27 protein-coding genes and 1 pseudogene are annotated in these 25,106 nt (G+C 33.3%); 11 read left to right on the forward strand and 17 right to left on the reverse strand.

Annotated elements, in window-relative coordinates:
* Positions 1-136: 136 nt before the first annotated feature.
* The 10 genes from B0A65_RS18265 to trmD form a co-directional block, all read right to left on the reverse strand.
* Positions 137-538: a hypothetical protein gene (locus tag B0A65_RS18265; protein WP_074656397.1), complete on the reverse strand. Its 402-nt coding sequence runs from the start codon at positions 536-538 to the stop codon at positions 137-139.
* Between the two features lie 152 nt (positions 539-690).
* Complete coding sequence (locus tag B0A65_RS18270; RefSeq protein WP_242670311.1) at positions 691-1,611, reverse strand: tyrosine-type recombinase/integrase; 921 nt, start codon at positions 1,609-1,611, stop codon at positions 691-693.
* Between the two features lie 339 nt (positions 1,612-1,950).
* Positions 1,951-2,613, reverse strand: a complete 663-nt coding sequence (locus B0A65_RS18275; RefSeq protein WP_074656399.1) for a thiamine diphosphokinase — start codon at positions 2,611-2,613, stop codon at positions 1,951-1,953.
* Positions 2,614-2,718: 105 nt separating this feature from the next.
* On the reverse strand, positions 2,719-3,159 hold the full coding sequence (locus B0A65_RS18280) for a DinB family protein (protein ID WP_074656401.1): 441 nt from the start codon (positions 3,157-3,159) through the stop codon (positions 2,719-2,721).
* Between the two features lie 11 nt (positions 3,160-3,170).
* Positions 3,171-3,653, reverse strand: coding sequence for a GyrI-like domain-containing protein (locus tag B0A65_RS18285; RefSeq protein ID WP_074656403.1), 483 nt, complete (start codon positions 3,651-3,653; stop codon positions 3,171-3,173).
* A 10-nt stretch (positions 3,654-3,663) separates the two neighbouring features.
* Positions 3,664-4,485: a DUF4249 domain-containing protein gene (locus B0A65_RS18290; protein WP_074656407.1), complete on the reverse strand. Its 822-nt coding sequence runs from the start codon at positions 4,483-4,485 to the stop codon at positions 3,664-3,666.
* A 36-nt stretch (positions 4,486-4,521) separates the two neighbouring features.
* Positions 4,522-6,903 carry a TonB-dependent receptor gene (locus B0A65_RS18295; protein ID WP_074656411.1) on the reverse strand — a complete coding sequence of 794 codons (2,382 nt, stop codon included), beginning with the start codon at positions 6,901-6,903 and terminating at the stop codon, positions 4,522-4,524.
* A 134-nt stretch (positions 6,904-7,037) separates the two neighbouring features.
* Positions 7,038-9,260, reverse strand: a complete 2,223-nt coding sequence (locus B0A65_RS18300; protein ID WP_074656415.1) for an NADP-dependent isocitrate dehydrogenase — start codon at positions 9,258-9,260, stop codon at positions 7,038-7,040.
* Positions 9,261-9,540: 280 nt separating this feature from the next.
* Positions 9,541-9,891: a 50S ribosomal protein L19 gene (rplS, locus tag B0A65_RS18305; protein ID WP_072975836.1), complete on the reverse strand. Its 351-nt coding sequence runs from the start codon at positions 9,889-9,891 to the stop codon at positions 9,541-9,543.
* A gap of 221 nt (positions 9,892-10,112) precedes the next feature.
* Entirely contained in the window at positions 10,113-10,790 is a 678-nt protein-coding gene (gene trmD, locus B0A65_RS18310; RefSeq protein WP_074656418.1) for a tRNA (guanosine(37)-N1)-methyltransferase TrmD, read from the reverse strand.
* Between the two features lie 273 nt (positions 10,791-11,063).
* Between trmD and B0A65_RS18315 the strand changes: the two genes are divergently transcribed.
* The 10 genes and pseudogenes from B0A65_RS18315 to B0A65_RS18360 all read left to right on the forward strand — a co-directional run bounded on the left by B0A65_RS18315 (position 11,064) and on the right by B0A65_RS18360 (position 18,183).
* Positions 11,064-11,423 carry a hypothetical protein gene (locus tag B0A65_RS18315; RefSeq protein WP_074656422.1) on the forward strand — a complete coding sequence of 120 codons (360 nt, stop codon included), beginning with the start codon at positions 11,064-11,066 and terminating at the stop codon, positions 11,421-11,423.
* Positions 11,424-11,521: 98 nt separating this feature from the next.
* Positions 11,522-11,983, forward strand: a complete 462-nt coding sequence (locus B0A65_RS18320; protein WP_074656425.1) for a nuclear transport factor 2 family protein — start codon at positions 11,522-11,524, stop codon at positions 11,981-11,983.
* Between the two features lie 279 nt (positions 11,984-12,262).
* Positions 12,263-12,722: pseudogene (gene tnpA, locus B0A65_RS18325) on the forward strand (IS200/IS605 family transposase).
* Positions 12,723-12,742: 20 nt separating this feature from the next.
* Positions 12,743-13,288, forward strand: coding sequence for an NADPH-dependent FMN reductase (locus B0A65_RS18330; RefSeq protein ID WP_074656428.1), 546 nt, complete (start codon positions 12,743-12,745; stop codon positions 13,286-13,288).
* A 53-nt stretch (positions 13,289-13,341) separates the two neighbouring features.
* Positions 13,342-14,205: a sugar phosphate isomerase/epimerase family protein gene (locus tag B0A65_RS18335; protein ID WP_074656431.1), complete on the forward strand. Its 864-nt coding sequence runs from the start codon at positions 13,342-13,344 to the stop codon at positions 14,203-14,205.
* 8 nt (positions 14,206-14,213) lie between these two features.
* Positions 14,214-15,137 (forward strand): archaemetzincin family Zn-dependent metalloprotease, encoded by a 924-nt coding sequence (locus tag B0A65_RS18340; protein WP_074656435.1) that lies wholly within the window; start codon positions 14,214-14,216, stop codon positions 15,135-15,137.
* An 11-nt stretch (positions 15,138-15,148) separates the two neighbouring features.
* Positions 15,149-15,499, forward strand: coding sequence for a cupin domain-containing protein (locus B0A65_RS18345; protein ID WP_074656438.1), 351 nt, complete (start codon positions 15,149-15,151; stop codon positions 15,497-15,499).
* A gap of 142 nt (positions 15,500-15,641) precedes the next feature.
* Entirely contained in the window at positions 15,642-16,778 is a 1,137-nt protein-coding gene (locus tag B0A65_RS18350; RefSeq protein ID WP_242670312.1) for an MFS transporter, read from the forward strand.
* Positions 16,779-16,839: 61 nt separating this feature from the next.
* Entirely contained in the window at positions 16,840-17,772 is a 933-nt protein-coding gene (locus B0A65_RS18355; RefSeq protein ID WP_074656444.1) for a peptidylprolyl isomerase, read from the forward strand.
* A gap of 93 nt (positions 17,773-17,865) precedes the next feature.
* Positions 17,866-18,183 (forward strand): cytochrome C, encoded by a 318-nt coding sequence (locus B0A65_RS18360; protein ID WP_074656447.1) that lies wholly within the window; start codon positions 17,866-17,868, stop codon positions 18,181-18,183.
* Between the two features lie 114 nt (positions 18,184-18,297).
* Here the strand turns inward: B0A65_RS18360 and B0A65_RS18365 are convergent, their stop codons facing one another.
* The 3 genes from B0A65_RS18365 to B0A65_RS18375 form a co-directional block, all read right to left on the reverse strand.
* On the reverse strand, positions 18,298-18,693 hold the full coding sequence (locus tag B0A65_RS18365; RefSeq protein WP_074656449.1) for a GreA/GreB family elongation factor: 396 nt from the start codon (positions 18,691-18,693) through the stop codon (positions 18,298-18,300).
* 366 nt (positions 18,694-19,059) lie between these two features.
* On the reverse strand, positions 19,060-19,614 hold the full coding sequence (locus tag B0A65_RS18370; RefSeq protein WP_074656451.1) for a thioredoxin family protein: 555 nt from the start codon (positions 19,612-19,614) through the stop codon (positions 19,060-19,062).
* A 162-nt stretch (positions 19,615-19,776) separates the two neighbouring features.
* On the reverse strand, positions 19,777-20,670 hold the full coding sequence (locus tag B0A65_RS18375) for an alpha/beta fold hydrolase (protein ID WP_074658257.1): 894 nt from the start codon (positions 20,668-20,670) through the stop codon (positions 19,777-19,779).
* A 133-nt stretch (positions 20,671-20,803) separates the two neighbouring features.
* Here B0A65_RS18375 and B0A65_RS18380 point away from each other — a divergent pair, with 133 nt between their 5' ends.
* Positions 20,804-21,139 (forward strand): tRNA-binding protein, encoded by a 336-nt coding sequence (locus B0A65_RS18380; RefSeq protein WP_074656454.1) that lies wholly within the window; start codon positions 20,804-20,806, stop codon positions 21,137-21,139.
* 51 nt (positions 21,140-21,190) lie between these two features.
* On the opposite strand, the gene B0A65_RS18385 is transcribed toward B0A65_RS18380, so the two are convergent.
* From B0A65_RS18385 to B0A65_RS18400, 4 genes are all read right to left on the reverse strand, one after another.
* Positions 21,191-21,736: an RBBP9/YdeN family alpha/beta hydrolase gene (locus tag B0A65_RS18385; RefSeq protein WP_074656455.1), complete on the reverse strand. Its 546-nt coding sequence runs from the start codon at positions 21,734-21,736 to the stop codon at positions 21,191-21,193.
* Between the two features lie 22 nt (positions 21,737-21,758).
* A complete protein-coding gene (locus B0A65_RS18390) occupies positions 21,759-22,589 on the reverse strand; it encodes an alpha/beta hydrolase (protein ID WP_074656457.1) in 831 nt (276 codons plus the stop codon).
* Positions 22,590-22,722: 133 nt separating this feature from the next.
* A complete protein-coding gene (locus tag B0A65_RS18395) occupies positions 22,723-23,091 on the reverse strand; it encodes a PUR family DNA/RNA-binding protein (RefSeq protein ID WP_026981839.1) in 369 nt (122 codons plus the stop codon).
* Between the two features lie 68 nt (positions 23,092-23,159).
* The gene (locus B0A65_RS18400; RefSeq protein ID WP_074656459.1) at positions 23,160-24,938 is read right to left on the reverse strand and encodes an ABC transporter ATP-binding protein; all 1,779 of its coding nucleotides are present in this window, start codon (positions 24,936-24,938) and stop codon (positions 23,160-23,162) included.
* Between the last annotated feature and the right edge of the window lie 168 nt (positions 24,939-25,106).

The following is a 25,106-nucleotide window of genomic DNA, read 5'->3' on the forward strand; positions in this document are numbered from 1 at the left end:
TTTTTCACAGCCTGACGTTCCGATACTACAGCGGGTTTGGGACTAAATTAAGCCCATTCTTCGGATTTGCCAAATCATCCCAAATACAAAACCAACTTTCCATTAAGCAAATTGCCCAAATCCGTTGTAGTAGCTGTTACCTGCTGGTTTTTTCTTTAGCAATTTCGGTTATAAATATCGTCAATTTATTTAGTTCTATTTTTTCAAAATCCATTGGTCCAATTATTTCTAATGCAAATTGTTCTACTTCAGAATTGTCCCATTTAGAAATTACTTCAAAAGTATTATCGTCCATATTTTTAATTCTATTTTGAATAACTATTCCAATTTGATTATCCAATTCAAAACAACTTTTTCGAATGTTTTTAGCTAAATGTGTTCCTGCTGTTTTTTCTTCAAAATAAATTTTCAGTTTTTCTAAAATTTCATTAGTTATTGGACTGTTTGCAAATTCATTCAATTCTGAAGTATCAAATTCCGAGTATTTAATTTTATTCAGAAGGTTATTTATCAAGTATAATTCGTGTGATTTAAACATATTTTTCAATTTTCTTTTTAGCAGAACTTTGATGTAAACTAGCAGGTAACTTGTATATATGCCTGACGATATCCGACTTATCTACCCTAAATTGGGTCGCTATGTCTGACAACTGTCAGTATTTAGTTATTTTCAAAAATAGGATTTTTATTTCATAAATTATCAAACGGACTTTTTATTTGCTGAATACTTTTCGTACTAACATGAGTGTAAATTTCGGTGGTCTTGCTGCTTTGATGACCTAATAATTCTTGAATATATCTTAAATCAGTTCCACTTTCAAGTAAATGTGTAGCGTAACTATGGCGCAACCAATGTAAAGTCACAGGTTTTGTTATGCCAACTTTTTTAAGTGCTTGTTTTAATACACTTTGCAAACTTTTTTCTGAATAGGGCTCACCAGGATTTGCACCTTCAAACAAATAGATTGTGGGTTTAAATAAAATATAATATTCCCTAAGCATTTCTAAAATTTTAGGAGATAAAGGAGTAATTCTATCTTTCTTTCCTTTGGAGTTTTTAAGCAATACAATATTTCTTTTAGAATCGATATGAACGGGTCGAAGGGCAAGTAATTCACCACAGCGTAAACCACAGCTATAAATCAAACTTAGCATCATTCTGTGTTTGATGTTGTTATGCGCATTCAAAATCAATTTCACTTCCTCTTTACTTAAAACGTTAGGCAATAGCTTAGATCTCTTTGGACGATGTATTTTATCAATTTCAATCTTTGTTTCTCGAATGGTTGTAAAGTATAATTTGATAGCATTAACAATTTGGTTTTGATAGGAATCCGAAAGATTATTTTTTAATATAAACTCGTTATTGTAGATAATCACATCTTCATTAGAGATTTCGGTGATGTGTTTTTCCCGATAAAAAATCAAAAAAGATTTCAAAGCTTCAGAATACGTTTTGATAGTGTTAGGGCTGTATCTTTTAGAAGAAAGCCATTGTATGTACTTTTTTATCTGTTCAATTCCCTCTGCCGACGGTAAAGAATGAGAAAGAGGAACCAACTGAAATCGCGCCCTATTTTCAACTGTGTCCGGGAGATGCCAAACTCCCAAAGTTTGACTCCACCGAGAACCTGTAAGCTTTTTTTTTTCGAGCTATTAATTCTGCATTTTTTTCGAAATATACTGCAATTCTTTTTTCTTTTTTATGAATAATCATTTTGGCTTTCCACGTCATAGCTATCTAATTTAATTACTAAAGTAAGAAAATAGTTATAATTTTAAGCAGTATTGATCTCGGTTTTCTATTGAAAGTTGGTATCAGAATTGAAAATATCTTCCGCTCTAAACATAGCAGGTATTTTTTTCTTTGTTAAGTAAATTATCAAGTCTACTGGTATCAATCAAAAAATTTTTTCTTTCGAAGTAATGGGTATTCTTAGGAGGACAATTTTAATCAATACACTCCATCAACAATAAATCGCCATTTTGGTGCGTAATAATTACAAGTCCGTCTTGTGCAACAGAATTACTGCTTCCGGTTCTATAGCCCATGGTAAGCGTATCATTTTGAAGTGGATACTCTAAATTGGTTGAATAAATTCCGTTTACAACGCCAATTGGAATCAATGAAATAGGTGTTTTTGCAGTGTACCATTTCTCGAATTTATTGGGTAGTAAAAATATTTTCGAATGATCGTCCAGAATTACAATTTTAAGCAAATCGCGATAACGAACAATATTGGTAAGATTGGTAATAGTATGATCGGCACGTTTTCCGGTAGCCCAAACAACGTTTACTGCCGGAATTTTTCTTTCAATCAAATAATCGAAAGCTTTTTCCAAATCAGTTTTATCCTGGTCTGGTGTGTGTACAATTTCGATTGGATATTGTGAAGTTTTGTAGATTTCCGGATCGAAACCGCGATCGAAATCTCCTAAAAGAACATCAACTTTTATATCTAATTCAATAACTCTTTCTATGGCCGAATCTAAAACCACAACAAGAGGAGACCATTCGAGCAATTGTCCTAGCAGTTCAGGATTACAGGCTGCTCCATTGGCAATAATTAAAGCGGGTTCCTGATCGTCGCGAACTATATGGTGTGATGACATGCTGAATTTTTTTGTGATGCAAATGTACGAAGTAAAGATTTAAGATTTTAGACTTCAGATTTTAGATTTTTGAAGAATTTAAAATCTAGAATCAATAATGTAAAATTAAATAAGACGTCTGTGATAATTGATTTGGCCCAGATGATATGCTAAATGAGTAGCCAAATGCACCAAAAAGAATTCGGTTGTCATCTCCTTTTCGAAAACGATTTGTGGATAAATGGCTTGTAAATCGGCTTCAGTCAAAGAATCAAGAGTATTATTTACTACTACAATTGTTTCGTCGATTTTGGTGATTATTTCAGATCTTGGAACATCTTTTAACGAAAATTCTAAAGGACGATTTCGAACATAACCTGTTTTTCCGAGTTCGGTTCCAATAAAATTATTGATGTTTCCAATGAGGTGTAAACAAAGATTTCCGGCTGAATTTGAAATACTTTTATCAATAGACCAAATTTGACTTTCGTTTGGATATGATTCTATTTCAAGTTTTAGTTTATTAAGATCCCGGTTAAAAAGTGATTTTAGCGTTTCGGTTAGCATGGCGTTTTTTTTTAAGGTCTATGTTTTATAGGTATCCAGATTTCTTCTTCAGAATTGGGATCGTCTTTTTTATATCTTTCATCCATTACTGCAAAATGTGGTCTGTCGTCTACAGTGTATTCAGAATTGGGCAACCATTCCGTAAAAATAGAGTGGTAGGTTTGGTAAGCCTCGGTTGCAGGACCCTTATGAAGAAAAACGGCGTACAAACCGTTTGGAATCACTAATGTTTCCATTTCGGATGGAATATTTTCAAAATCTGAAACTTCAACAGCTGCCCATTTTTGGAATGTATTATTTGGGTCGAAATTATCAAAATGTCCGGCGGGAAAAACTTCGAGCGAGTACAAATTGGAATCGAGTGAATTTTTGATTTCCTTTCTTCTCGGCATAAAACTGCTCCATAACTGAAAAGTTTTATTTTCAATAAAAGACATGTCAAGGTGTTTGCCAAGCAATTTTTTTTCGGTTAAGTTTTCAATACGGGCTTCCATTTTTATTTTATTATTTGATGGTATATTTTTTTAAATCAGTTTCACAAAGCGAGAAATAGCCTAAAGGATAATTGTTTTTATCTGTTGTATTAATAATATTTCCTTTTACAGTTGCAGGAGGAGATTGAAACGGGCCTCCAACATTACTTCCTGCAATGCTTACCAAAATATTCATGTAATTGTAATATTGTTTCGAAATTCCGAAATGTGTTATTTCAATTTCATCACCAACTTTTAATTCATCATCATCTGAAAGACTAAAAAATTCGTTTCCATTAAAAAATTCGTCATCATCAACATAGTAGGTCGATTTGATTTTATTGGAATATACATGTTTATACAAATAAAAATTTTCTACATCTCCGGGATCATTATAAAAAGCTTTTATTTCAATATCTTTCCCTGTAAAACCACCTTCGTTATTTTGTTCGATTCTGGTAATAGGAGCAACAGATTTTAGAGTTTCGTTTGCAGTATAGGTATTTCCGGCACTAATAATAGTCAGCGTATATTGTTCGTCGATTACAGGTTTGAAATTAGTACATACATATCGGCCTGTTTTTGGAACTTCTATAAAATTAAACCTTTCATTATGACTGTTTTTTATGTAGATAGTTGCGCCGGAAACAGTTGGAATCACGTTTTCGAAATAACCCGTTGTCGTAGTTAATTTTATTGTCTGTTGTTTACCTGTTGTGCCTTTTTGCCAGTTTATTGCGGCTTCAATTACCAGTTTTGGTGGGGCGGTATCTAAATCGACATCAACGACTTCTTCGCAACTAGTGAAGAAAATCGATATAAAAAATACAAGTAGTAAAGTTACTTTTTTCATAGTATATTTTTAATTTCTGATGACAGAAAGTGATTTTTAAAATTTAAAATTATAACTAACTGCAGGGACAATTCCGAAAATCGATGTTTTTACTGCTTCATTTTCGCCTGTATCTACATTTTGGCGGAAATTAATTGAAGCTGCATTTTTGCGATTATATAAATTGTAAATACTGAAAACCCATTCCCCTTTCCAGTTTCTGCCTTTGTTTTTTCTTGGAGTCAAAGTTGCTGAAACATCCAGATGATGGTAGGCCGGTAAACGGTTCTCATTTCGTAAGCCATAACTCGGCACCGTAATTCCTAAATATTCGTATTGCCCGTTCGGATAAGTAACTGGTTGCCCGGACTGTAATGCAAAGTTAGCACCAAAAGACCATTTTTCGTTCAAATTATAGGCAGATGTTATAGCTAAATTGTGTGTTTTATCATATGCCGAACTATACCATTGTCCATTATTGATTCCTGTTTCCTCCGGAGTTCTTCCTGGTGTTTGTTGTTCTGATTTAGATAAGGTGTAGGATATCCAGCCATTAAATCGACCTTCATTTTTTTTGAACATCAATTCTAACCCATAAGCACGCATTTGACCATTTAGAATTACTTGCTCGATTGCATTGTTTGCAATCAAATCGGCACCATCAATATAATCCAGTCGGTTCTGAATTTCTTTATAATACGTTTCGACTTCTAAAGAGTACGCACCGTTTTTAATATTTCTAAAATAACCCAGCGCCACCTGATTTGCAATTTGTGGTTTAATATAAGTATCACTCGGCATCCAGACATCAAGTGGAGTAGGAGATGAGGTATTCGAAATCAATTGAAGGTATTGTGCCATTCGGTTGTAACTCGCCTTAATAGCCTGATCATCGTTTAGTTGATAGGAAGCTGAAAAGCGTGGCTCCAAATTATTATAGCTTTTGATAACTTTGTTTTTGCCATAATATTTTGTGTCAATAGGAGTTCCTTTTTCGTAAATCTGTAAATCAGAATTGAAGACAACTGCATTATTGTTTTCGTATAAATTAACTGTTGATTCTCCTAAACGATAAAATAAACTGTATCGCAATCCATATGAAATGGTGAATTTTTTTGAAATTTGACTTTCGGCATCAATATAAACGGAAGGTTCGAAAGCGTATTTTTTGTCTAATTGATCGGGGTTAATTCCAGATTCAGGATCACTCGGTTTAATGGTTCCGGGATTAAATTCATAATAGATTCCGTTTAAACCATAGTTGAGTTTGAATTTGTCAGAAATATAATGTTTGAAATCGTACTTGATATTGTAATTTCTGATGCCCGAATCCCATTTGAATCCCACAAAATCCAAATCTAAACCATAGTAATAATCACTGTAAATTAAAGATAGATTTGAAAATAATTTTTCAGAAAATAAATGGTTCCAACGAAGATTTAGGGTTGAGTTTCCATAAATATTGGTGAAGCTTTTGTTTAAACTGAAAACATCACGCCCAAAATAGCCTGATAAATACAAGTTGTTATTGTCGTTTAATTTATAACTCAGTTTGGTATTTAAATCATAAAAGTAAGCTGAATTGTCCTTATTGTCTTCTGATAGTTTTAAGAATAGATGTGCGTAAGAAGCTCTTCCTCCAATCAAAAAGGAGCCTCGGTCTTTTACGATTGGACCTTCAGCCAAAATTCGGCTGGAAATTAAACCGATTCCTCCATTTACATGAAAATCCTTACTGCTGCCATCTTTCTGATAAATATCGAGTACAGAAGACGCTCTTCCGCCGTAACGTGCCGGAATTCCTCCTTTGTATAGTTTTAAATCTTTAATAGCATCCGGATTAAAAACGGAGAAGAAACCAAAAACGTGAGAGGAATTAAATATTGTTGCTTCGTCTAATAAGATTAAATTCTGATCAGCACCTCCACCACGAACGTTGAATCCGGAAGCACCTTCACCTGCATTAGTGACACCCGGAAGTAGTAAAATTGATTTTAAAACATCGACTTCACCTAAAACAACCGGCATTTTTTTAATAGTGGCGATTGAGAGCTTGTTGGCACTCATTTCTGGCGACTTGATATTAATTTTGCCTTTATTATCTTTAATTACAACTTCCTGAAGTTCTTCGCCGCCTTCATTCAGCCCGAAATTCATTTTGGTATTCTGATTTAAGTTAACCGTTTTTTGAACCGTTTGAAATCCAACATATGTAATTTCTATTTGATGTTCACCAGCTGGAGCAGTAAGCGAATAAAAACCGTATTCGTTTGTGGTAGTTCCTATTTTTAAAGAAGGGATATAAATATTGACACCAATTAAGGTTTCGTTATTTTTAAAGTCAGTTATAGTTCCACTTAAAGTGAATTTTTCCTGCGAAAATGAAGTAAAAGTCGTAAAAATTATAAAAATTAAAATACTGATTTTCTTTGTAATCATCTTCGTTTTTTTGATTTACATAGTTAAGAATTCTTACTAAATATTAATAGGTAACGATTGTTAAACATTAGTTAAGATAAAAAAAAGACAACCATTAAGGTTGTCTTTTAAATATAAATATAACAAAATGTTTCTTATTTTATTTTGGCAATAATTGCATTGAATGTTTCGCTAGGACGCATTGCTTTGCTTACTAATGCAGGAGTTGGTTGGTAATAACCACCAAGAGTTTGAGGTTTTCCCTGCGCTCCAATTAATTCAGCATCGATTTTAGCTTCGTTAGCTTCAAATTCAGCTGCAATTGGAGTGAAGATAGCTTTCAATTCCGCATCTTTATTTTGAGCAGCTAATGCCTGAGCCCAATAAAATGCAAGGTAAAAATGAGATCCACGGTTATCAATCTGACCTACTTTACGAGCTGGTGATTTATCGTTTGCTAAGAATTTATCATTAGCTTCGTCAAGTGTTTCGGCTAAAATTATAGCTTTAGAATTATCTAAAGTTTGTCCTAAATGCTCTAGTGAAGCACCAAGAGCTAAAAACTCTCCTAATGAATCCCAACGTAAATATCCTTCTTCAGTAAATTGCTCAACGTGTTTAGGAGCAGAACCTCCGGCACCAGTTTCAAACAATCCACCACCGTTCATTAAAGGAACGATAGATAACATTTTAGCTGAAGTTCCTAATTCTAAAATTGGGAATAAGTCAGTTAAATAATCACGTAAAACGTTTCCGGTTACAGAGATAGTGTCTAAACCTTTGATAATTCTGTCTAAAGTAAATTCAGTTGCAGCAATCGGATTTAAGATACGGATATCTAAGTTTACTGTATTGTGATCTTTTAAATATTTTTGAACTTTTGTGATCAATTCTCTGTCGTGTGCTCTGTTTTCGTCTAACCAGAAAACAGCAGGAGTATCAGATAAACGAGCTCTGTTTACAGCCAATTTAACCCAGTCCTGAATTGGAGCGTCTTTCGCCTGACACATTCTGAAAATGTCATTTGCTTCAACGTTTTGCTCCATTAAAACTGTTCCTGTGTTGTCAACAACACGAACAACTCCGTCTCCTTTTATTTGGAAAGTTTTGTCATGAGATCCGTATTCTTCTGCCTTTTGAGCCATTAAACCAACGTTAGGAACACTTCCCATTGTTCTAGGATCAAAAGCACCGTGTTTTTTACAGAAATCGATTGTTGCAGTATAAAGACCAGCATAAGAACGGTCCGGAATAATAGCAATTGTATCTTGTTGTTTTCCTTCTTTATTATACATCTGTCCAGAAGTACGGATCATTGCTGGCATAGAAGCATCAACAATTACGTCTGAAGGAACGTGTAAGTTTGTAATTCCTTTATCAGAATTAACCATTGCCAAAGCCGGTCCGTTTTCAATAGCTTTAGTAATGTCAGCTTCAACTTCAGCTTGTTCAGGTCGTCCTGCAATTTTTGCGTAGATATCACCTAAACCATTTCTGGTATCAATGTTTAATTCATTGAATAAAGTTGCGTATTTTTTGAAAAGATCAGCAAAATAAACTTCAACGATAGCGCCAAAGATAATTGGATCTGAAACTTTCATCATTGTCGCTTTTAAGTGAACAGAAAGCAATAAACCTTCTTTTTTAGCATCAGCAATTGCTTCAGCTGCAAAAGATTTTAGTTTGTTCACACTTAAAACAGAACTGTCGATAATTTCGCCAGCTTTAAGAGGAGTACTTGCTTTAAGAACAGTAGTTGTACCGTCTTTAGCAACGAATTCGATTTTTACATCATTAGCTTCTGCAACAGTAAGCGATTTTTCACTTCCGTAAAAATCACCACTTGGCATTGAAGCTACCTTAGTTTTTGAGTCAGCAGACCATGCACCCATTGAGTGTGGATTTGCCTTTGCAAAGTTTTTAACGGCTCTTGGCGCTCTACGGTCAGAGTTTCCTTCACGTAAAACAGGGTTTACGGCAGAACCTAAAACTTTAGAATATTTTGCTTTAATTTCCTTTTCAGCATCATTTTGAGGCTCTTCAGGGAAATCAGGGATTTTGTAACCGTGAGACTGTAATTCTGCAATCGCTGCTTTTAATTGCGGTACGGATGCAGAAACGTTTGGTAATTTGATAATGTTAGCTTCAGGTTGTGTTGCTAATTGACCAAGTTCAGCTAATGCATCTCCCGTTTTTTGAGCATCTGTTAAAACCTCAGGAAAATTAGATAAAATTCTACCTGCTAACGAAATGTCTCTAGTTTCAATAGCAATCCCAGCCGTAGCAGTAAATGCCTGAACAATTGGTAACAAAGAATAAGTCGCTAATAGAGGCGCCTCATCAGTTAAGGTGTAAAAAATTTTTGAATTCTGTGTCATTTTTTTTTTTTTTTATAATCGTATCGTCAAAGGATGACGATGGAAAAGGTATAGTCGGCTCAAAATGAGCGGAGCAAATATAATAAAATCAGTCCGAAAACGGTGTAGTTTTGAGGAGAAATACTTGATTTATCAGATTGTTATTTTGGAATCTTTAAATTGTCAAATCGATGATTTTCGTATTAAAATTTTACGGTTTTGATATTTTGAAAATTAGGCATAAAAAAAAACTCGTTTCAAATGATATGAAACGAGTTTTTTATAACAAAGAGATAAATGATTATCTTCTTTTATCTTTAATCTTAGCTTTTTTACCAGTAAGTTCTCTGAAGTAGAAAATTCTAGCTCTACGTACAGCACCTTTCTTGTTGATTTCAATTTTTTGTAAAGCTGGCAAGTTTACTGGGAAGATACGCTCAACTCCAACTGCTCCTGACATTTTACGAATAGTAAAAGTTTCTGTGTTACCAGAACCTCTTCTTTGAATAACAACTCCTTTAAAAAACTGAGTTCTTGTTTTTTCACCCTCTTTAATTTCGTAGAAAACTGTGATAGTATCTCCAGCTCCAAAAACAGGGAAATCTTTTTTAGCAACTAATTCGGTTTGAACGAATTTCATTAAATCTGCCATGATATCTTGTAATTATGGTTTTTATATAGAGCAACATTCACGGATCTCGCCAGAGGTTAGTCTAATTCGGGTGCAAATGTAGAAAATAATTATGAATTATAAATTATGAATTGTAAATTATTTTAACTTGCTGGTAAAAAGAATGTTAGTTGCAGTTTTCAGTCGCAGTCTCAGTATTAGCCGCAATCAAATTCACTGAAAACTGCGACTGCGACTGAAAACTATTCCTCAAGCAAATCCGGACGTCTGTTTTTTGTATGCTCATAAGCCATATCTTCACGCCACTTATCGATTTTAGCAAAGTGACCGCTTGTTAAAACTTCTGGTACTTTCCATCCTTTGTAGTCTGCTGGTCTTGTATATATAGGTCCTGAAAGTAAATTATCCTGAAAGCTATCTGTCAATGCTGAAGTTTCATCGCTTAAAACACCCGGAATTAATCGGATCAAAGCATCTGATAAAACCAAAGCTCCTAATTCTCCTCCAGATAAAACATAATCGCCAATCGAAATTTCTTTGGTAATAAAATGATCACGAACACGCTGGTCTACACCTTTATAATGCCCGCATAAAATGATAATGTTTTCATACATCGACATAGTGTTCGCCATTTTTTGGTTCAGTGTTTCTCCATCTGGCGACATATAAATTATTTCGTCGTATTCGCGTTGGCTTTTTAAATGCGTAATGCAATCGTCAATAGGTTGCACAGTCATTACCATTCCGGCACCACCACCAAAAGGATAATCATCTACACTTTTTTGTTTATTGGTAGTATAATCACGCAAATTATGAAAATGTACTTCAACCAAACCTTTATCAATGGCACGTTTCATAATCGAAGCCTCAAACGGACTCTTTAATAATTCTGGTAAAATTGTAATAATATCAATTCGCATTTTTTTTCTTCAAAAGTTCTAGGGCGCAAAGATACAAAGTAAATAATTGAGAATTTTAAAAAACAAAAATCAAATATTCAGGTCATTAACTAAACAGAATAATGTTTTTGAATGTTAGTCTTTGGTGTTTTGTAATTGATTTAATTTCAAATAAATACATAATAATTATATAACATTAGAATGATTTTGTGTAAACACATCTCTTTTAACTTTAAGTAATATTACTTATCTAATTAATTCACTCAAATTCTACCAAACATAAATATTAATATTATGAAAAACTATGTCTTTCTGATAACGATAATTCTTTTATCGGCATGTTCCACTTCAAAAAATACAGCAGATAACTGGGTTGGGAAAACAAAACAAAATTTGATAAAAACCTGGGGCTCTCCTATAAGAGTTTTTGATAATAGCACAGATGGAGAGATACTTGTTTATGCAGATCAAATTTACAATGAATCAAATAGGGGCGACTCAAGAGCGGCAGGTTCAAGTTATTGGAACTACACCTATATCTATATAGATAAAAGTGAAAAAGTTTCTTCTTTTAGAAATGAAAAACAAAACTATCCGCCACAAGCGCTGGATTCAGATAAATTGTCAACAATGAATTTATTGACGGCGAAGTAATTTGTTTAAAATCAGATTGATAGTTTTTTTGTTGATACAATATTTGACTAATTTTAGTACTTTTAGATTATTTTTTAGTAATTAAAAATATAATCAAGATGAGAAAATTATTCATAATTATCGTTACAGTCTTTATACTTGTTTCCTGTAATCAAAATCAGCCCCAAAAAAGCGATACTTCAGAAAATGAAAAAATAGTAAAACAATATTTTGAGCATTTTAATAGCCATAATTGGAAAAAAATGGCTGAAATGTATACGGAAACAGCTGATTTTAAAGATCCTTCTTTTGGAAAAGGAATTGTAAAACAAACTCGCAAACAAACGGAAGATAAATATGCAGAGTTAAATAAAATTTTTCCGGATTTGCACGATAAGATTATTCAAATTTATCCTTCCGGAGAAAATCATATCGTTGTGGAGTTTATTTCAACAGGAACGGCGCCCGATAATTCAAAATTAGAATTGCCAATTTGTACTGTCTTTACAATTGAAAATGGATTAATTACCAAAGATTTCACTTATTTCGATAACTTCCAGGCGGATACAAGTAAGAAATAAATATAGTATCGTCCCTACGTGACGATTTGGGGTTGGAAATCACTTTTTTTTCTACCGACATATAATTCCTAACGGAATATTTAAGTACTACTTGAAATGGAGAAATAGGTTTTTTAAAATTAAACAAATATATTCTTACAAAAAAACAATGTCTTTGTTGCTAGAAATCATCTTTATTAATTCAAGACAATAATACGGGTATTTTTTACTGTTCCGCTAGGAACAAAATATTGGTAGAAAAAATACCCACCCAAACTTGTCCCGTAGGGACTACATATTATGGCAAATACATATACTCAAATACATATTCATTTTGTTTTTGCGGTAAAATTTAGACAAGCCCTAATAAGCAACGATTGGAAAGAAGAACTTTTTAAATATATTGCTGGAATTATTAAAAACCACAATCACAAACTTTTAGCTATAAATGGCGTTTCAGACCATGTTCATATTTTAATTGGAATTGGACCAGCGCAATCAATTTCGGATTTGATGAAAAATATCAAACAAGATTCCTCAAAATGGATTAATACAAGTAATTTCAAAAAGTCATTTTGAGTGGCAGGAAGGGTATGGAGCATTTTCATATAGCAAATCACAGTTAAGTGCAGTAGTTAATTATATTCAAAATCAGGAATTGCATCATAAAAAGAAAACTTTTAAGGAAGAATACATTGATTTTCTTGAAAAATTTGAAGTTGATTATGATGAAAAGTTTATTTTTAAGGAATTAATTTAAAGTTTTTTCCAAACTAGATAATGTCAAATTCAAAAATTAAAATCTTCGCCATCACTGGCAGCACAAGAAAAAATTCAAGCAATTATAAAATCTTAAAACACATTTCGGAAAATCTTAAAACAGAATTTGAAGTCGAAATATTTGAAGATTTAGAAGAATTGCCACATTTTAATCCCGATTTAGATACGGAGAATTCACCGGAGGGGATTACTTTTTTCAGAGATAAAATTGCTCTGGCCAATGGAATCATAATCTGCACTCCTGAATATGTTTTTAGTTTACCCGGAAGTTTAAAAAATGCACTAGAATGGTGTGTTTCGACTACTATCTTCTCAAAAAAGAAAATCGGATTGATTACTGCTTCTGCTTCCGGAGAAATGGCTCACGAACAATTGATTTTGATAATGAAAACCTTAGAAGCGCAATTTAAAGATGAAAATTTGCTTCTTATTCAAGGTGTTCGTGGAAAAATTAATGAAGAAGGAAAAATTATAAATAATGAAACACTAGCTACTGTTAATAAGTTCATCATGAATTTCGAAAAGGAATTTTTAACTGAAATATAATGCCATTTCAATAAAAAGAGTAGTTTTACTTTTGGATTTTTTTAAAATAAAAAATGATTACAAGAAGAAACTTCATAATAAACACAAGCCTGGCTGCAACTGCAATTTTGGCTTTACCCTCATTTGCCTTTACTATGGATAGAAAAGAAATAGGTTTGCAGTTATACACATTGCGAGATGAACTTCCAAAAGATGTAAAATCAACTTTAGAGAAAGTTGCAAAAGCAGGATATAAAACGGTAGAAACGTATGGTTTTTCTATAAAAGATCAATTTTGGGGATTGAGCCCAATTGAACTTAAAAAAATCTTAGAAGCAAATAATTTAAAAGCTCCAAGTGGACATTATAATCTAGGAAGTTTTTTATACGATGGGAATTTAGAAGAAGTTAAAGCCGCTATTGAAGCTGCTAAAATTTTAAAAAACGAATATCTAACAGTTCCCTGGGTTGATGAACCTTTTAGAAATGATTTTCATAAGATTGCTGCTCGTTTAAACGAAGTTGGAAAATTATGTGCCGATGCAGGTTTAAAACTAGCGTATCATAATCACGACTTTGAATTTAAGAAACATGATGGTGTCACAGGTTATGAGATTTTATTGAAAGAAACAGATAAGAATTTAGTTTCTTTTGAATTGGATTTATATTGGGTGGTTCGTTCAGGCAATGATCCGCTTCAATTATTTAAGGAAAATCCGGGACGCTTTAAAATGTGGCATGTTAAAGACATGGATAAAATTAATCCGGCTTTAAATACTGAAATTGGATCGGGATCAATTGATTTTAGACCCTTTTTTGCAGCGCTAAAACAATCAGGAATGATTCATTTTTTTGTTGAACAAGAGAATAACTATGTTCCAAATTCTTTTGAATCAATTAAAACAAGTTGCGATTTTATTTCGAAAAAAGTAATCTAAAATAATTTATGAAGAAACTTCTTTTGCTGGTTTTGGTAGTTCTTTGTTCGTGTCAATCAGATAAAAAAGAAAAATTAAGTCCAAGACCGCAACCAAATCCGGAAGAAAACCTAACGCCACAACCTTATTTTACAGACATTAAAAGTAATGATGTTAAACTTGGGGAGCCTGTTTTTGGTGAATGGCTGTATTCTCATAAAGAAAAAGGACAGAGTTTTAAGCAGTTCATAAAAACACCTCATGTTGTTCCGTCCAAAGAAGAGAATATTATTTATTTAAAACCTATTGGGAAATTTAATTCGGTACAAGTCAAGCAAATTGAATTAGTCCGTCAATATTTGCAGGTCTTTTTCCAATTAGAAACTAAGGTTTTAGAAAATGTTTCAAACGATATTATTCCTAATAATGCCAGGCGAATTGGCGATGTAGGACAAGAACAATTTTTAGCAGGTTATATTTTAACCGATGTTCTTAAAGAAGAAAAAACACATAAAGGAATTGCTTTAATGGCAATAACAGAAAAGGATTTGTATCCCAAACCAGAATGGAACTATGTTTTTGGACTGGCATCTTACAGAGATAAAATTGCAGTAAGTTCTATTTATAGAATGCAGCAAGAAGCTGATTTTAATTTATGTTTAGATCGATTGTTGAAAATATGCTCTCATGAAATAGGGCATATGTTTGGTCTTCATCATTGTATTAATGCGAATTGTGTGATGAATGGGACCAATAGCATGCCGGAAACAGACAGACACGTTATTCGATTGTGCTCTCTCTGCCAAAGGAAGTTAAATTCGGGATTTAAATATGATAATAAAAAACGATTAACAGAATTAGAAAAGTATTTTAGGGAAAACAATTTAGCTGAAGGAATGCAGTTAATGAAGAAAGACTTAAAAAGTATTCAGGAAATAAAAAAAGATAATTAAATAGAGTTAATATGGAGAGTTTTGGATCAAGCAAAGAATTTATAAAAGGGGATGATATACAGTGGGAAGTGGTTGGTGAAGGAATCAAACGTAAAATCCTGGCTTACGATGATCGCGTAATGTTGGTCAATGTTCATTTTGAAAAAGGAGGAATTGGTACTTTACACGAACATTATCATACCCAGGTGACTTATGTTTCAAGCGGCAAATTTGACGTTACGATTTCGGGAGTTACGCAAACATTAAAAGAAGGCGATAGCTTTTATATTCCGCCGCACGCAATTCATGGCGTTGTTTGTCTGGAAGAAGGAATGTTAACGGATGTATTTAGTCCGATTCGTGAAGATTTTATGAAAAAATAAAAAAGTAAAAGTCAATACAATTTCTAAAATACCAATCTGATTTGGCGACAACGTTGAAAAATTTATACTTTTTTTAAAGTTTTGATTACAATTAGATTGGTATTTTTGCAAAATGAATTTATCCAAAACGAATGTCTTATTTATGGCAGCTTGCACTGGACTTATAGTTGCAAATCTGTATTACTGCCAGCCTTTAATTGTTTTAATTGCCAACGAATTTAAAATTCCTGAAGCCAGTGCTGGAACAATAACCTATCTGACTCAGGCGGGATATGCGATTGGTTTGTTTTTTATGGTTCCGCTTGGTGATAAACTGGAGCGTAAAAAACAAATTTTAATAACCACTTTTGCTTCTGTAATTGCTTTAATCTTAGCAGCGACAGCGAAAAGCTTTTTTCTTTTGCAAATTGCGTCTTTATTGATTGGAATTACTTCAATTGTCCCACAACTTATTTTGCCTTTGGCAGCTTCCTTGAGTTCTGTAGAACAGCGCGGAAAAGTTATCGGAACCATTATGAGCGGTTTATTGGTTGGGATATTACTTTCCCGAACTTTAAGCGGTTTTATTGGTCAGGTTTTAGGCTGGAGATCGATGTTTTATATCGCCGCCGGAATTTGTCTTTTGATCTTTTTTGTAATTCAGAATAAATTCCCCGTTAATAAACCTCAGTTTCAGGGAACGTATGGGCAGTTGATTCAATCTTTATTTACTTTAATAAAAACGCAACCTATTTTACGCGAAGCAACCCTAATCAATGTGTTTAGTTTCGCACAGTTTGGTGCTTTCTGGACAACTATGGTTTTGTTGCTTTCAGGAGAGCCTTTTGGTTTTAATAGTGCTACAATTGGTTTATTCGGAATTGTTGGAGCATCGGGGGCTTTAGCAGCGCCGTTGGTTGGAAGATTAGGAGATAAAGGTGGTTCAAGAGTTGCTGTGGGATATGGTTGTTTACTGATATTATTAAGTTTTATAATTTTCTATTTTTCAATAGAAAGTGTCATCGGAATTGCAATTGGAATTGTTTTTATTGACATCGGAATTCAGGGCGTTCATATTTCAAATCAAACCAGAGTTTATTCATTGCTTCCGGAAGCGCGAAACAGACTAAATACGGTATTTATGTCGTTTAGCTTTTTAGGAACTGCTGCAGGATCGGCGTATGGATTGTTTTTATGGAAATTAGGCGGATGGCACGCTGTAGCTATCGGATGTGTTGTTCTTTCAGTATTGGCATTAACAGTTTACGGACTTACTTATAAATCAAAATCTAAAAAATAGAAAGCACAAATTGATACCGAATTAATTTGTAAATTTGCATTCAAAATTAAAAATAAGAACAATGGAAAACGGAATATACGCTAAATTTAATACTAGCAAAGGTTCGATTTTAGTAAAATTGACACACGACTTAACACCAGGAACCGTAGGGAATTTTGTAGCTCTTGCAGAAGGAAATATGGAAAATAAAGTAAAACCACAAGGACAAAAATTTTATGACGGATTAACTTTTCACAGAGTAATTCCTGATTTTATGATCCAGGGTGGATGTCCTAAAGGAACTGGAACTGGAGATCCAGGTTATAAATTTGATGATGAATTTCACCCAAGTTTAAAACACGATCGTCCGGGAGTTTTAGCAATGGCTAATTCTGGACCTGCAAGTAATGGTTCTCAATTTTACATTACACACGTTCCAACTTCTTGGTTAGACGGAAAACATACTGTTTTTGGTCACGTTGTAGAAGGTCAGGATGTTGTTGATGCTGTTGCTCAGGGAGATAATCTTGACAACGTAGAAATCATCAGAGTTGGAGAAGAAGCTGAAAAATTTAATGCTATCGAAGCTTTTGTTGGTTTAAAAGGTGCTCGTCTTAAAAGAGACGCAGCTTTAAAAGCAGAATCTGAGGCAAAAATGGAGCAATTAGCTGCTGGTTTTGATAAAACAGAAAGCGGTTTACGTTACAAAATGATCCAAAAAGGAGATGGTAAAAAAGCAGAAGCAGGAAAAACGGTTGCTGTTCATTACGAAGGTTCTTTAGAAAGCGGAAAAGTTTTTGATTCTTCTTACCCAAGAAAAAAACCAATCGAATTTAGATTAGGTCAAGGTCAGGTAATCGAGGGATGGGATGAAGGTATTGCTTTATTGCAAGTTGGAGACAAAGCCCGTTTTGTAATTCCATCTGATTTAGCATACGGAGCTGCCGGAGCAGGAGGAGTAATTCCACCAAACGCAACCTTGATTTTCGATGTTGAATTGATGGAGGTAAAATAAGAATTTAAGCAATTTAGGATTGTTTTAAATAGTAATCCCATATGTTTCGGCATGTGGGATTTTTTTATATTTACTTAAAAATAAACCAAAATAATGAAAGCAAAAATCTTAACACTAGCCGCTATAACGTTACTAGCAGTTTCGTGTGGTACAAAAAAAACAGCTTCTACACCGGCTACACCGGCTACACCAGCTGTAACGGAGACTGCGAAAGCTGTAGAATTAACTCCTGAATTGGCTGCGGGTAAAAGTATGTATGAAAATAACTGTGCAAAATGCCACAAGTTATATGAGCCAAAGAAATTTACTCAGGAAGAATGGGCACCAATTTTAGTTAGGATGCAGAAAAAAGCACATTTAGATGATACTCAAATGGCTTCAATTACAAGCTATATACATTCTCAATTATAAAGAGGATCAGAAAAATATATTTATAATTAAACTATTCAGTAAGCCTTTATTGAATAGTTTTTTTGTTTTTAAAATGGCATAAAAAAACACCTTCATTATGAGGTGTTTCTAAAATTATGAATTGTCTGAAGTGTAATTATCAACAGCAATTATTCTTAACGTTTTTATTCCGGCTGGCAATTCCCAATCGATCTGATCGTTTTCTTTAAAACCAATTATTGCTACGCTTAAAGGTGCTAAAATGGATATTTTTCTTTCGGAGACATTAACTGCCGAAGGTAAAACAATCTGAATTTTCATTTGCTTGTTTGCTTTTACATCTTCGATGGTAACATAAGAATTGATTCTGATAATTGAACTGTCTAGAATATTTTCTTTGCTAATAATAGCGCGATCTAATTCTTGGGAAAGCAGAGCCGCTTCTTTAGCGTTTGTTTCGTTTTTACTTTTTAAAATCAGCTCTCTTAAAAGTTGATAATCTGTTTTACAGAAAATAGGTGTTGGTTTCATGTTCTAATTTATTAAATGTTGATTATAAGTATGGCATTGTCAATTTGTAAAGCTGTACAAATTGAAATTTTATATGTTTTGTTTTTGGAAAATATGGTTAAAAGAAAAACGATTATTCACTTGAAAGAAGTGAATCTTTCAAATAAAATAATGATTAAATTTTGGTAAAAAATCCTCCGCCTTAAGAAGAAAATGAAGTAGACGGAGGCCTAATTAATAAAGGCCTTGTTGTGTGAAATAATTATAACAGCAATTGGTTTTCTCTTTAAAGAAAACAACACTATTGAAGCTGTAAATAATAAGATAGTCACCACCATGAGAATGTAATAGAATTGTAAAGATAACGAAACCAAATTAAAAACTAGTCTATTTCCATTTGATACTGCATCCCACACTAGGTTTTTGCTGCTCATTCAAACTTCTGTTGTAAATCAAAGCATCAATAGCACTGCGAAGATCGCTTCCGCTTAAAGGAATTCCGTTTCCAGGTCTGGAATCGTCCAATTGACCTCGGTAGAATAATTTGTTTTGATTATCAAATAAGTAAAAATCTGGTGTACAGGCGGCGCCATAAGCTTTGGCAACTTCTTGAGTTTTATCAAATAAATAAGGGAAATCTATTTTGTTTTGAAAAGCAAATTCAGTCATTAATTCCGGAGAATCTTCAGGATATTTTTCAATATCATTACTCGATATAGCAACTACTCCCAATCCCTGAACACGATAATCATTGGCAATCATGATAATTTCTTTGACAACATGATGTACAAAAGGGCAATGGTTGCACATAAAAATAACAAGTGTTCCTTTTGATCCTTTTACATCTTCAAACGAAAATTCATTATTAGAATTGGTGTCTTTTAGATGAAAGTCCGGAGCAATTGTTCCAAGCGGAATCATATTTGAAGGAGTTTGTGCCATTTTTTCTAAAGAATTAGTTATTCAAAAATAACTTTTAATTCTGTAAAAGAAAGACCACAAGGATAATTATTTTTTGCCACAGATTTCACCGGTTATGAAGATTGCTTCACCATTATTTAGATAAGGAAATCTTTAAAATCTTTAAAATCTGTGGCATTATTTCTATGAGTTTAGAAAACTCAGTAAATCTTCATTTAAACGATCTTTTGCTGTGTAAAATAAGCCGTGGGGGGCACCTTCATAAACAATAAAAGTATTGTTGGCTATAGCTTCTGCTGTCTTTTTTGAACTCAATTCAATAGGGACATTTTTGTCCTCATCTCCATGAATAATTAAAGTAGGAACTTTTATAGTATGAAGTTCATCTCTAAAATCTGTATTGTTTAATGATTCGGCACATTTTAAGGTTGCTCTTGGTGAAGCAGCCGAGCACAGCTTTGTAAAATATTCTAATAATGGTGTACTCAAAGGTTTATTTATAATAGTAACACCAAAAAATATTTTGCCGAAATTTTCAAGAAACCCTATTCTGTCTTCTCTAATAGCAGCGGCAGTGGCTTCTCCTTTTTCTTTTGGACGCCCTTCCGGATTGTCATCCGTTTTTGCTAAAAATGGAATTATGGATGAAATTAAAGCGGCTTTTGTAACACCTTTTCCACCATGACGACTGAAATAACGAACTACTTCTCCACCTCCCATAGAAAATCCTACAAGTGTTGCATTTTCTAATTGCAGCTGTTCAATAATTTCACTTAAATCATCAGCTAAGGTATCATAGTCATAACCATCCCAGGGTTGCGATGACTTCCCGAAACCACGACGGTCGTATGCAATAACTCTATAATTATTTTGAACCAGGAATTCCATTTGATATTCCCACATTTCATTAGAGAGTGGCCAGCCGTGAATTAAAATGACAGGTTTTCCTTTTCCGTAATCTTTTACATAAAGGTGCACATTTTTGGCTGTTCTTATATATTTATCAGTGTTTTGTTCGTGGATATCAAAATCAAAATCCTTTATAGAGTGGTCGCTATTAAGTATCGTATTTTCCATTTCTGTTTTTTTAATAGTTAGCTTACAATTTGTTACTCGTAAATTTAGCATTGGAGGTAAAAAAAAGGGTTACAGAATTAAGGATATTAATTACAGAATTAATAGGTTTGTAAATCAACTATATTAAGATAAAATGGATTTAACCTGGAGTGAATTTGAAAGAACTGAAATGCGGGTAGGAACTATAATCGATGTAAATGATTTTCCGGAAGCACGAAAACCCGCTTACCAGCTAACAATTGATTTTGGTACCGAGATTGGAATCAGAAAATCATCGGCACAAATTACAGTGCATTATAAAAAAGAAGATTTAGTAGACCGACAAATTATAGCAGTAGTTAATTTTCCGAAGAAACAAATCGGAAAGTTCATGAGTGAATGCCTGGTTTTAGGCGCGATAGGAAAGGAGGGAGACGTCATTTTATTGGCTCCTGATTTTAAGATTGAAAATGGACTTAGAATAGGATAACTAGTCTTCAGTCTCAGTTTCCAGACTGAAAACTGAGACTGCGACTGAATACTATTTTATTTTTTCAATTAACTTTTGTAAAATCAACTGTCCTTCTTCCCAATATTTTAAATCAGAATCAGAGTTGATGTGTCCTTTTTGACCCACATTTACAAAATCGCTTCCCCATTTTTGAGCCAAAAACTGTTTTCTTTCAAAAGATGCATAAGGATCATTTTCACTCGCCACTACAATTGAAGGAAAAGGTAATTTTGAAGTTGGAATTGGTGAAAAATTACGTGTAGATTCAGGGGTATGTTGAGGTGAGTCAACATCAGCAGGTGCTACTAATAAGGCTCCAACAATATTTTTATTAGTATTAGATTCAGCCCAATGCAATACTAATGAAACAGCTAAACTATGTGCCACAAGAATAGTGGGTTGATCGAGTTTAGCGATTTCCTCATTTAATCTTGCCAGCCATTCTTCGCGAACAGGTTCATCCCAATTATCCTGAACCAGACGAATGGAGTTTTCGAATTTTTTATGCCAAAAGGTTTGCCAGTGTTTGTCACCGGAATTTCCCAGTCCGGGTACTATTAATAAGTTTGTTTCCATTGCCGTGGATTTATTTTAATAATTATTTTTTAGTTTGTTTCTCTTTTATAATTCGGTTTACTTCGTTTACAACTAGTGGAAAGGCAGGGTCTGTCATTCCGTGACCGTAACCGTCTAATTCGTAAAGTTTGGTTTGTTTGTGTCCAACTAATTTCATCATGCGCATCATATAAGCGTTTTCTTCATAACGGCCTAACATTTCTAATTCGCGATCTCCTGTAATTAATAAAAGCGGAGGAGCATCGGCACGAACATAAAATAAAGGCGCATAAGCATCGATAGTTGGCGTAGTGTCCGGAATTCCGTTTTCTCGTCTAATTTCAAAATGTGTAATGCATTGTGCACTAAGCGGAATAAGGCCTGCAATTTTATTAGCATCAATTCCTTCTTTTTGAAGCCATTTTTTATCCAAACCATTCATCAAAGCCAAATAAGCTCCTGCAGAATGTCCGGAAACAAAAATTTGTGTAGTATCACCGCCATAATTGGCAATATTGTTAAAAGCCCAGGCAATTGCTGCTGCCGCATCTTCTATACATTTTGCAGCTTTAACCTTTGGTGATAATCTATAACCAACCCCAATAATCGCAAAACCTTTATTTTTGAGCGCTTCCGGAATTTCCTTACTTCCGCCAGTTAATCCTCCGCCGTGAAACCAAACAATTGTGGCGAAGTTTTTAGCGTTTTTTGGATAGTAAATATCCAGAACACATCTTTCGGTAATATAAGCATCGGTTTTACTGATTGCCTCGCTGTAATATGGAATGTTCGATTTGGTTTCGTATTCTAATTTCTGAGAAAAGGAGGAAACTCCAAAAAATAAGAAACAAAGTAAAAAGATTATTTTTTTCATATTGTATTAGTTGTGAGTTAGGTTAAGAATCTAAAATCTTAAGTCTAAAATCTAAAATAACAAATTTATGTATAAAAAAAGTCCAAAATGCAGGACAAATTGGACTCGTACTTTTTAAAAAGTTTATTTGGGACTAAATATCATCAAAATCAATATCAGTAAAGCTTGATCTTTGTCCTTCAGGTTTATCAGAACCGTATTCTTTTTTAAAATCTTTTTGGTGTCTTTCAGAGATTACTTCCTCGCCTTTGTGGTTCAAGACGTATGAAGTCATTTCTTCTAGTATTTCGGCAAAAGCTCCAAAATCTTCTTTATACAAGTAAATTTTGTGTTTTTTAAAATGAAAAGAACCATCTTCTTCAGTAAATTTTTTACTTTCGGTAATTGTGATATAATAATCGTCAGCTTTAGTAGCTCTTACATCAAAGAAATAAGTTCTTCTTCCTGCTCGTAATACTTTAGAAAAAATCTCTTCTTTTTCTAACATGTCATTTTCTCTCATAATACGTTCTATCATTTTTGGAATTAATAGTACTCAAAAATCATAAAAAATTATCTATTACACAACAATTAAAGTAATTCTTTTTCCGAAAGTTGTTTTAAATATAAAGATGCATAATAACCTTCCTGATTTATTAATTGATTATGAGAACCTTGTTGGATAATTTTACCATCTTCTAAAATGATAATTTTGTCTGCATTTTTAGCAGATGACACTCTATGGCTGACAATAATTGTGGTTTTATCTTTACAAATTTCGAACAAATTGTTCAAAATTGTCTCTTCTGTTTCAGTGTCTACTGCAGACAGACAATCATCAAAAAGTAAAATGGCCGGATTCTTAATAATCGCTCTCGCGATAGAGACACGCTGCTTTTGTCCTCCCGAAAGTGTAATTCCTCTTTCTCCTAAAACAGTATCATATTGTTTATTAAAGGCAATAATATTGTCGTGAACGACAGCGCTTTTTGCAGCTTCCATCACTTCTTCGTCAGTAGCGTTTTGATTACCAAATTTGATGTTATTTTTAATGGTGTCGGAGAATAAAAAAGCATCCTGAGGAACAATCCCGATATTGTTTCGAAGGTCGTTTAAGTTCAACGTGGTTATTTCATTTTGGTCAATCGTGATTCTTCCATCAGTAACATCGTACAAACGAGAGATCAAAGATAAAATAGTCGATTTTCCAGAACCAGTTTTTCCTAAAATGGCTAAAGTTTCTCCTTTTTTTACTGTGAAAGTTACATTCTTTAAAGCTTCAATATTGGTATCCTCATAAGTATAACTTACATTTTCAAAAGCTATAGAACCCTGAATATCGGATGAATTTTCATTGTTGTTTTTAATTTCCGGTTCAATTTTCAAAAATTCATTCAAACGTTTTTGAGAAGCTTCTGCTTCCTGAACCATAGACGAAACCCACCCTAAGGAAGCTACAGGCCATGTTAACATATTTACGTATAAAATGAATTCGGCAATTGTACCAATATTTTGGATCGTTCCGTTAATGTACATTACACCACCAAAATAAATTACCACCAAATTACTGATTCCTATAAGAGCGATCATTAAAGGACCAAATAGCGATTGTACTTTAGCTAAATCCAAACTTTTCTTTTTGCTTTCATCGGCAAGAGTCACCATATTATTTTGGTGTTGATTTTCTAATGAATACGCTTTAATCACGCGAATTCCGGAAAATATTTCCTGAGAGAAGCTAGAGACCTTTGAAAGATATTGTTGGAAAGTTGTGCTTCGTTTATTGATTTCTGAACTCAGTTTAAAAATACAAAAGGAAAGTATCGGTAATGGCAAAATAGTATAAAGTGTCAACAAAGGCGAAACATTATACATATATATTATAACGATGGCAAAACGAATAAAGGTATTGATTGTGTACATAACAGCCGGCCCAACATACATGCGAACCTTTGAAACATCTTCGCTAATACGGTTCATTAAATCTCCGGTACGGTTTTGTTTGTAGAAATTCTGAGAAAGATTTTCATATTGCCTGAAAACTTCATTTTTCAAATCAAATTCAATATGACGCGACATTACAATTAAAGTCTGGCGCATTAAGAAGGTTAGAAAACCTGCTACGATTGTAGTGGCTATGATTAGCAGTACGTTATGAATTAAATCCTGACGATAAGAATCGATTATTACCTGAGATGCTTGTTGGGTTTCAGGCAATTTATCAAATTTTTCAATAGCGTTTAAAGACTTGCTAATAAGCTTTGGAGTAAACAGGGAAAAAATTTGTGCGATTATGGTGATTAAAATTCCTAGCGAAAAACTGTATTTATATTTGATGAAATATTTGTTTAAATAGCTTAATTCTTTCATTTTTTTAAGAGATTCAATGTTGAAATGTTTTGGAATTGTAAATTATCTTCAATAAAAAGTAATTAAAGATATCATATAGTCAAAACAAATCTATTGTAAAATTGTTATTTTAAAGATAAAAAATTAGCACATGTGTATTTTTTAATTATGTTTGAGATGTCTTTTTGA

The sequence above is a fragment of the Flavobacterium frigidimaris genome (assembly GCF_002217275.1).
Lineage (GTDB): Bacteria > Bacteroidota > Bacteroidia > Flavobacteriales > Flavobacteriaceae > Flavobacterium > Flavobacterium aquidurense.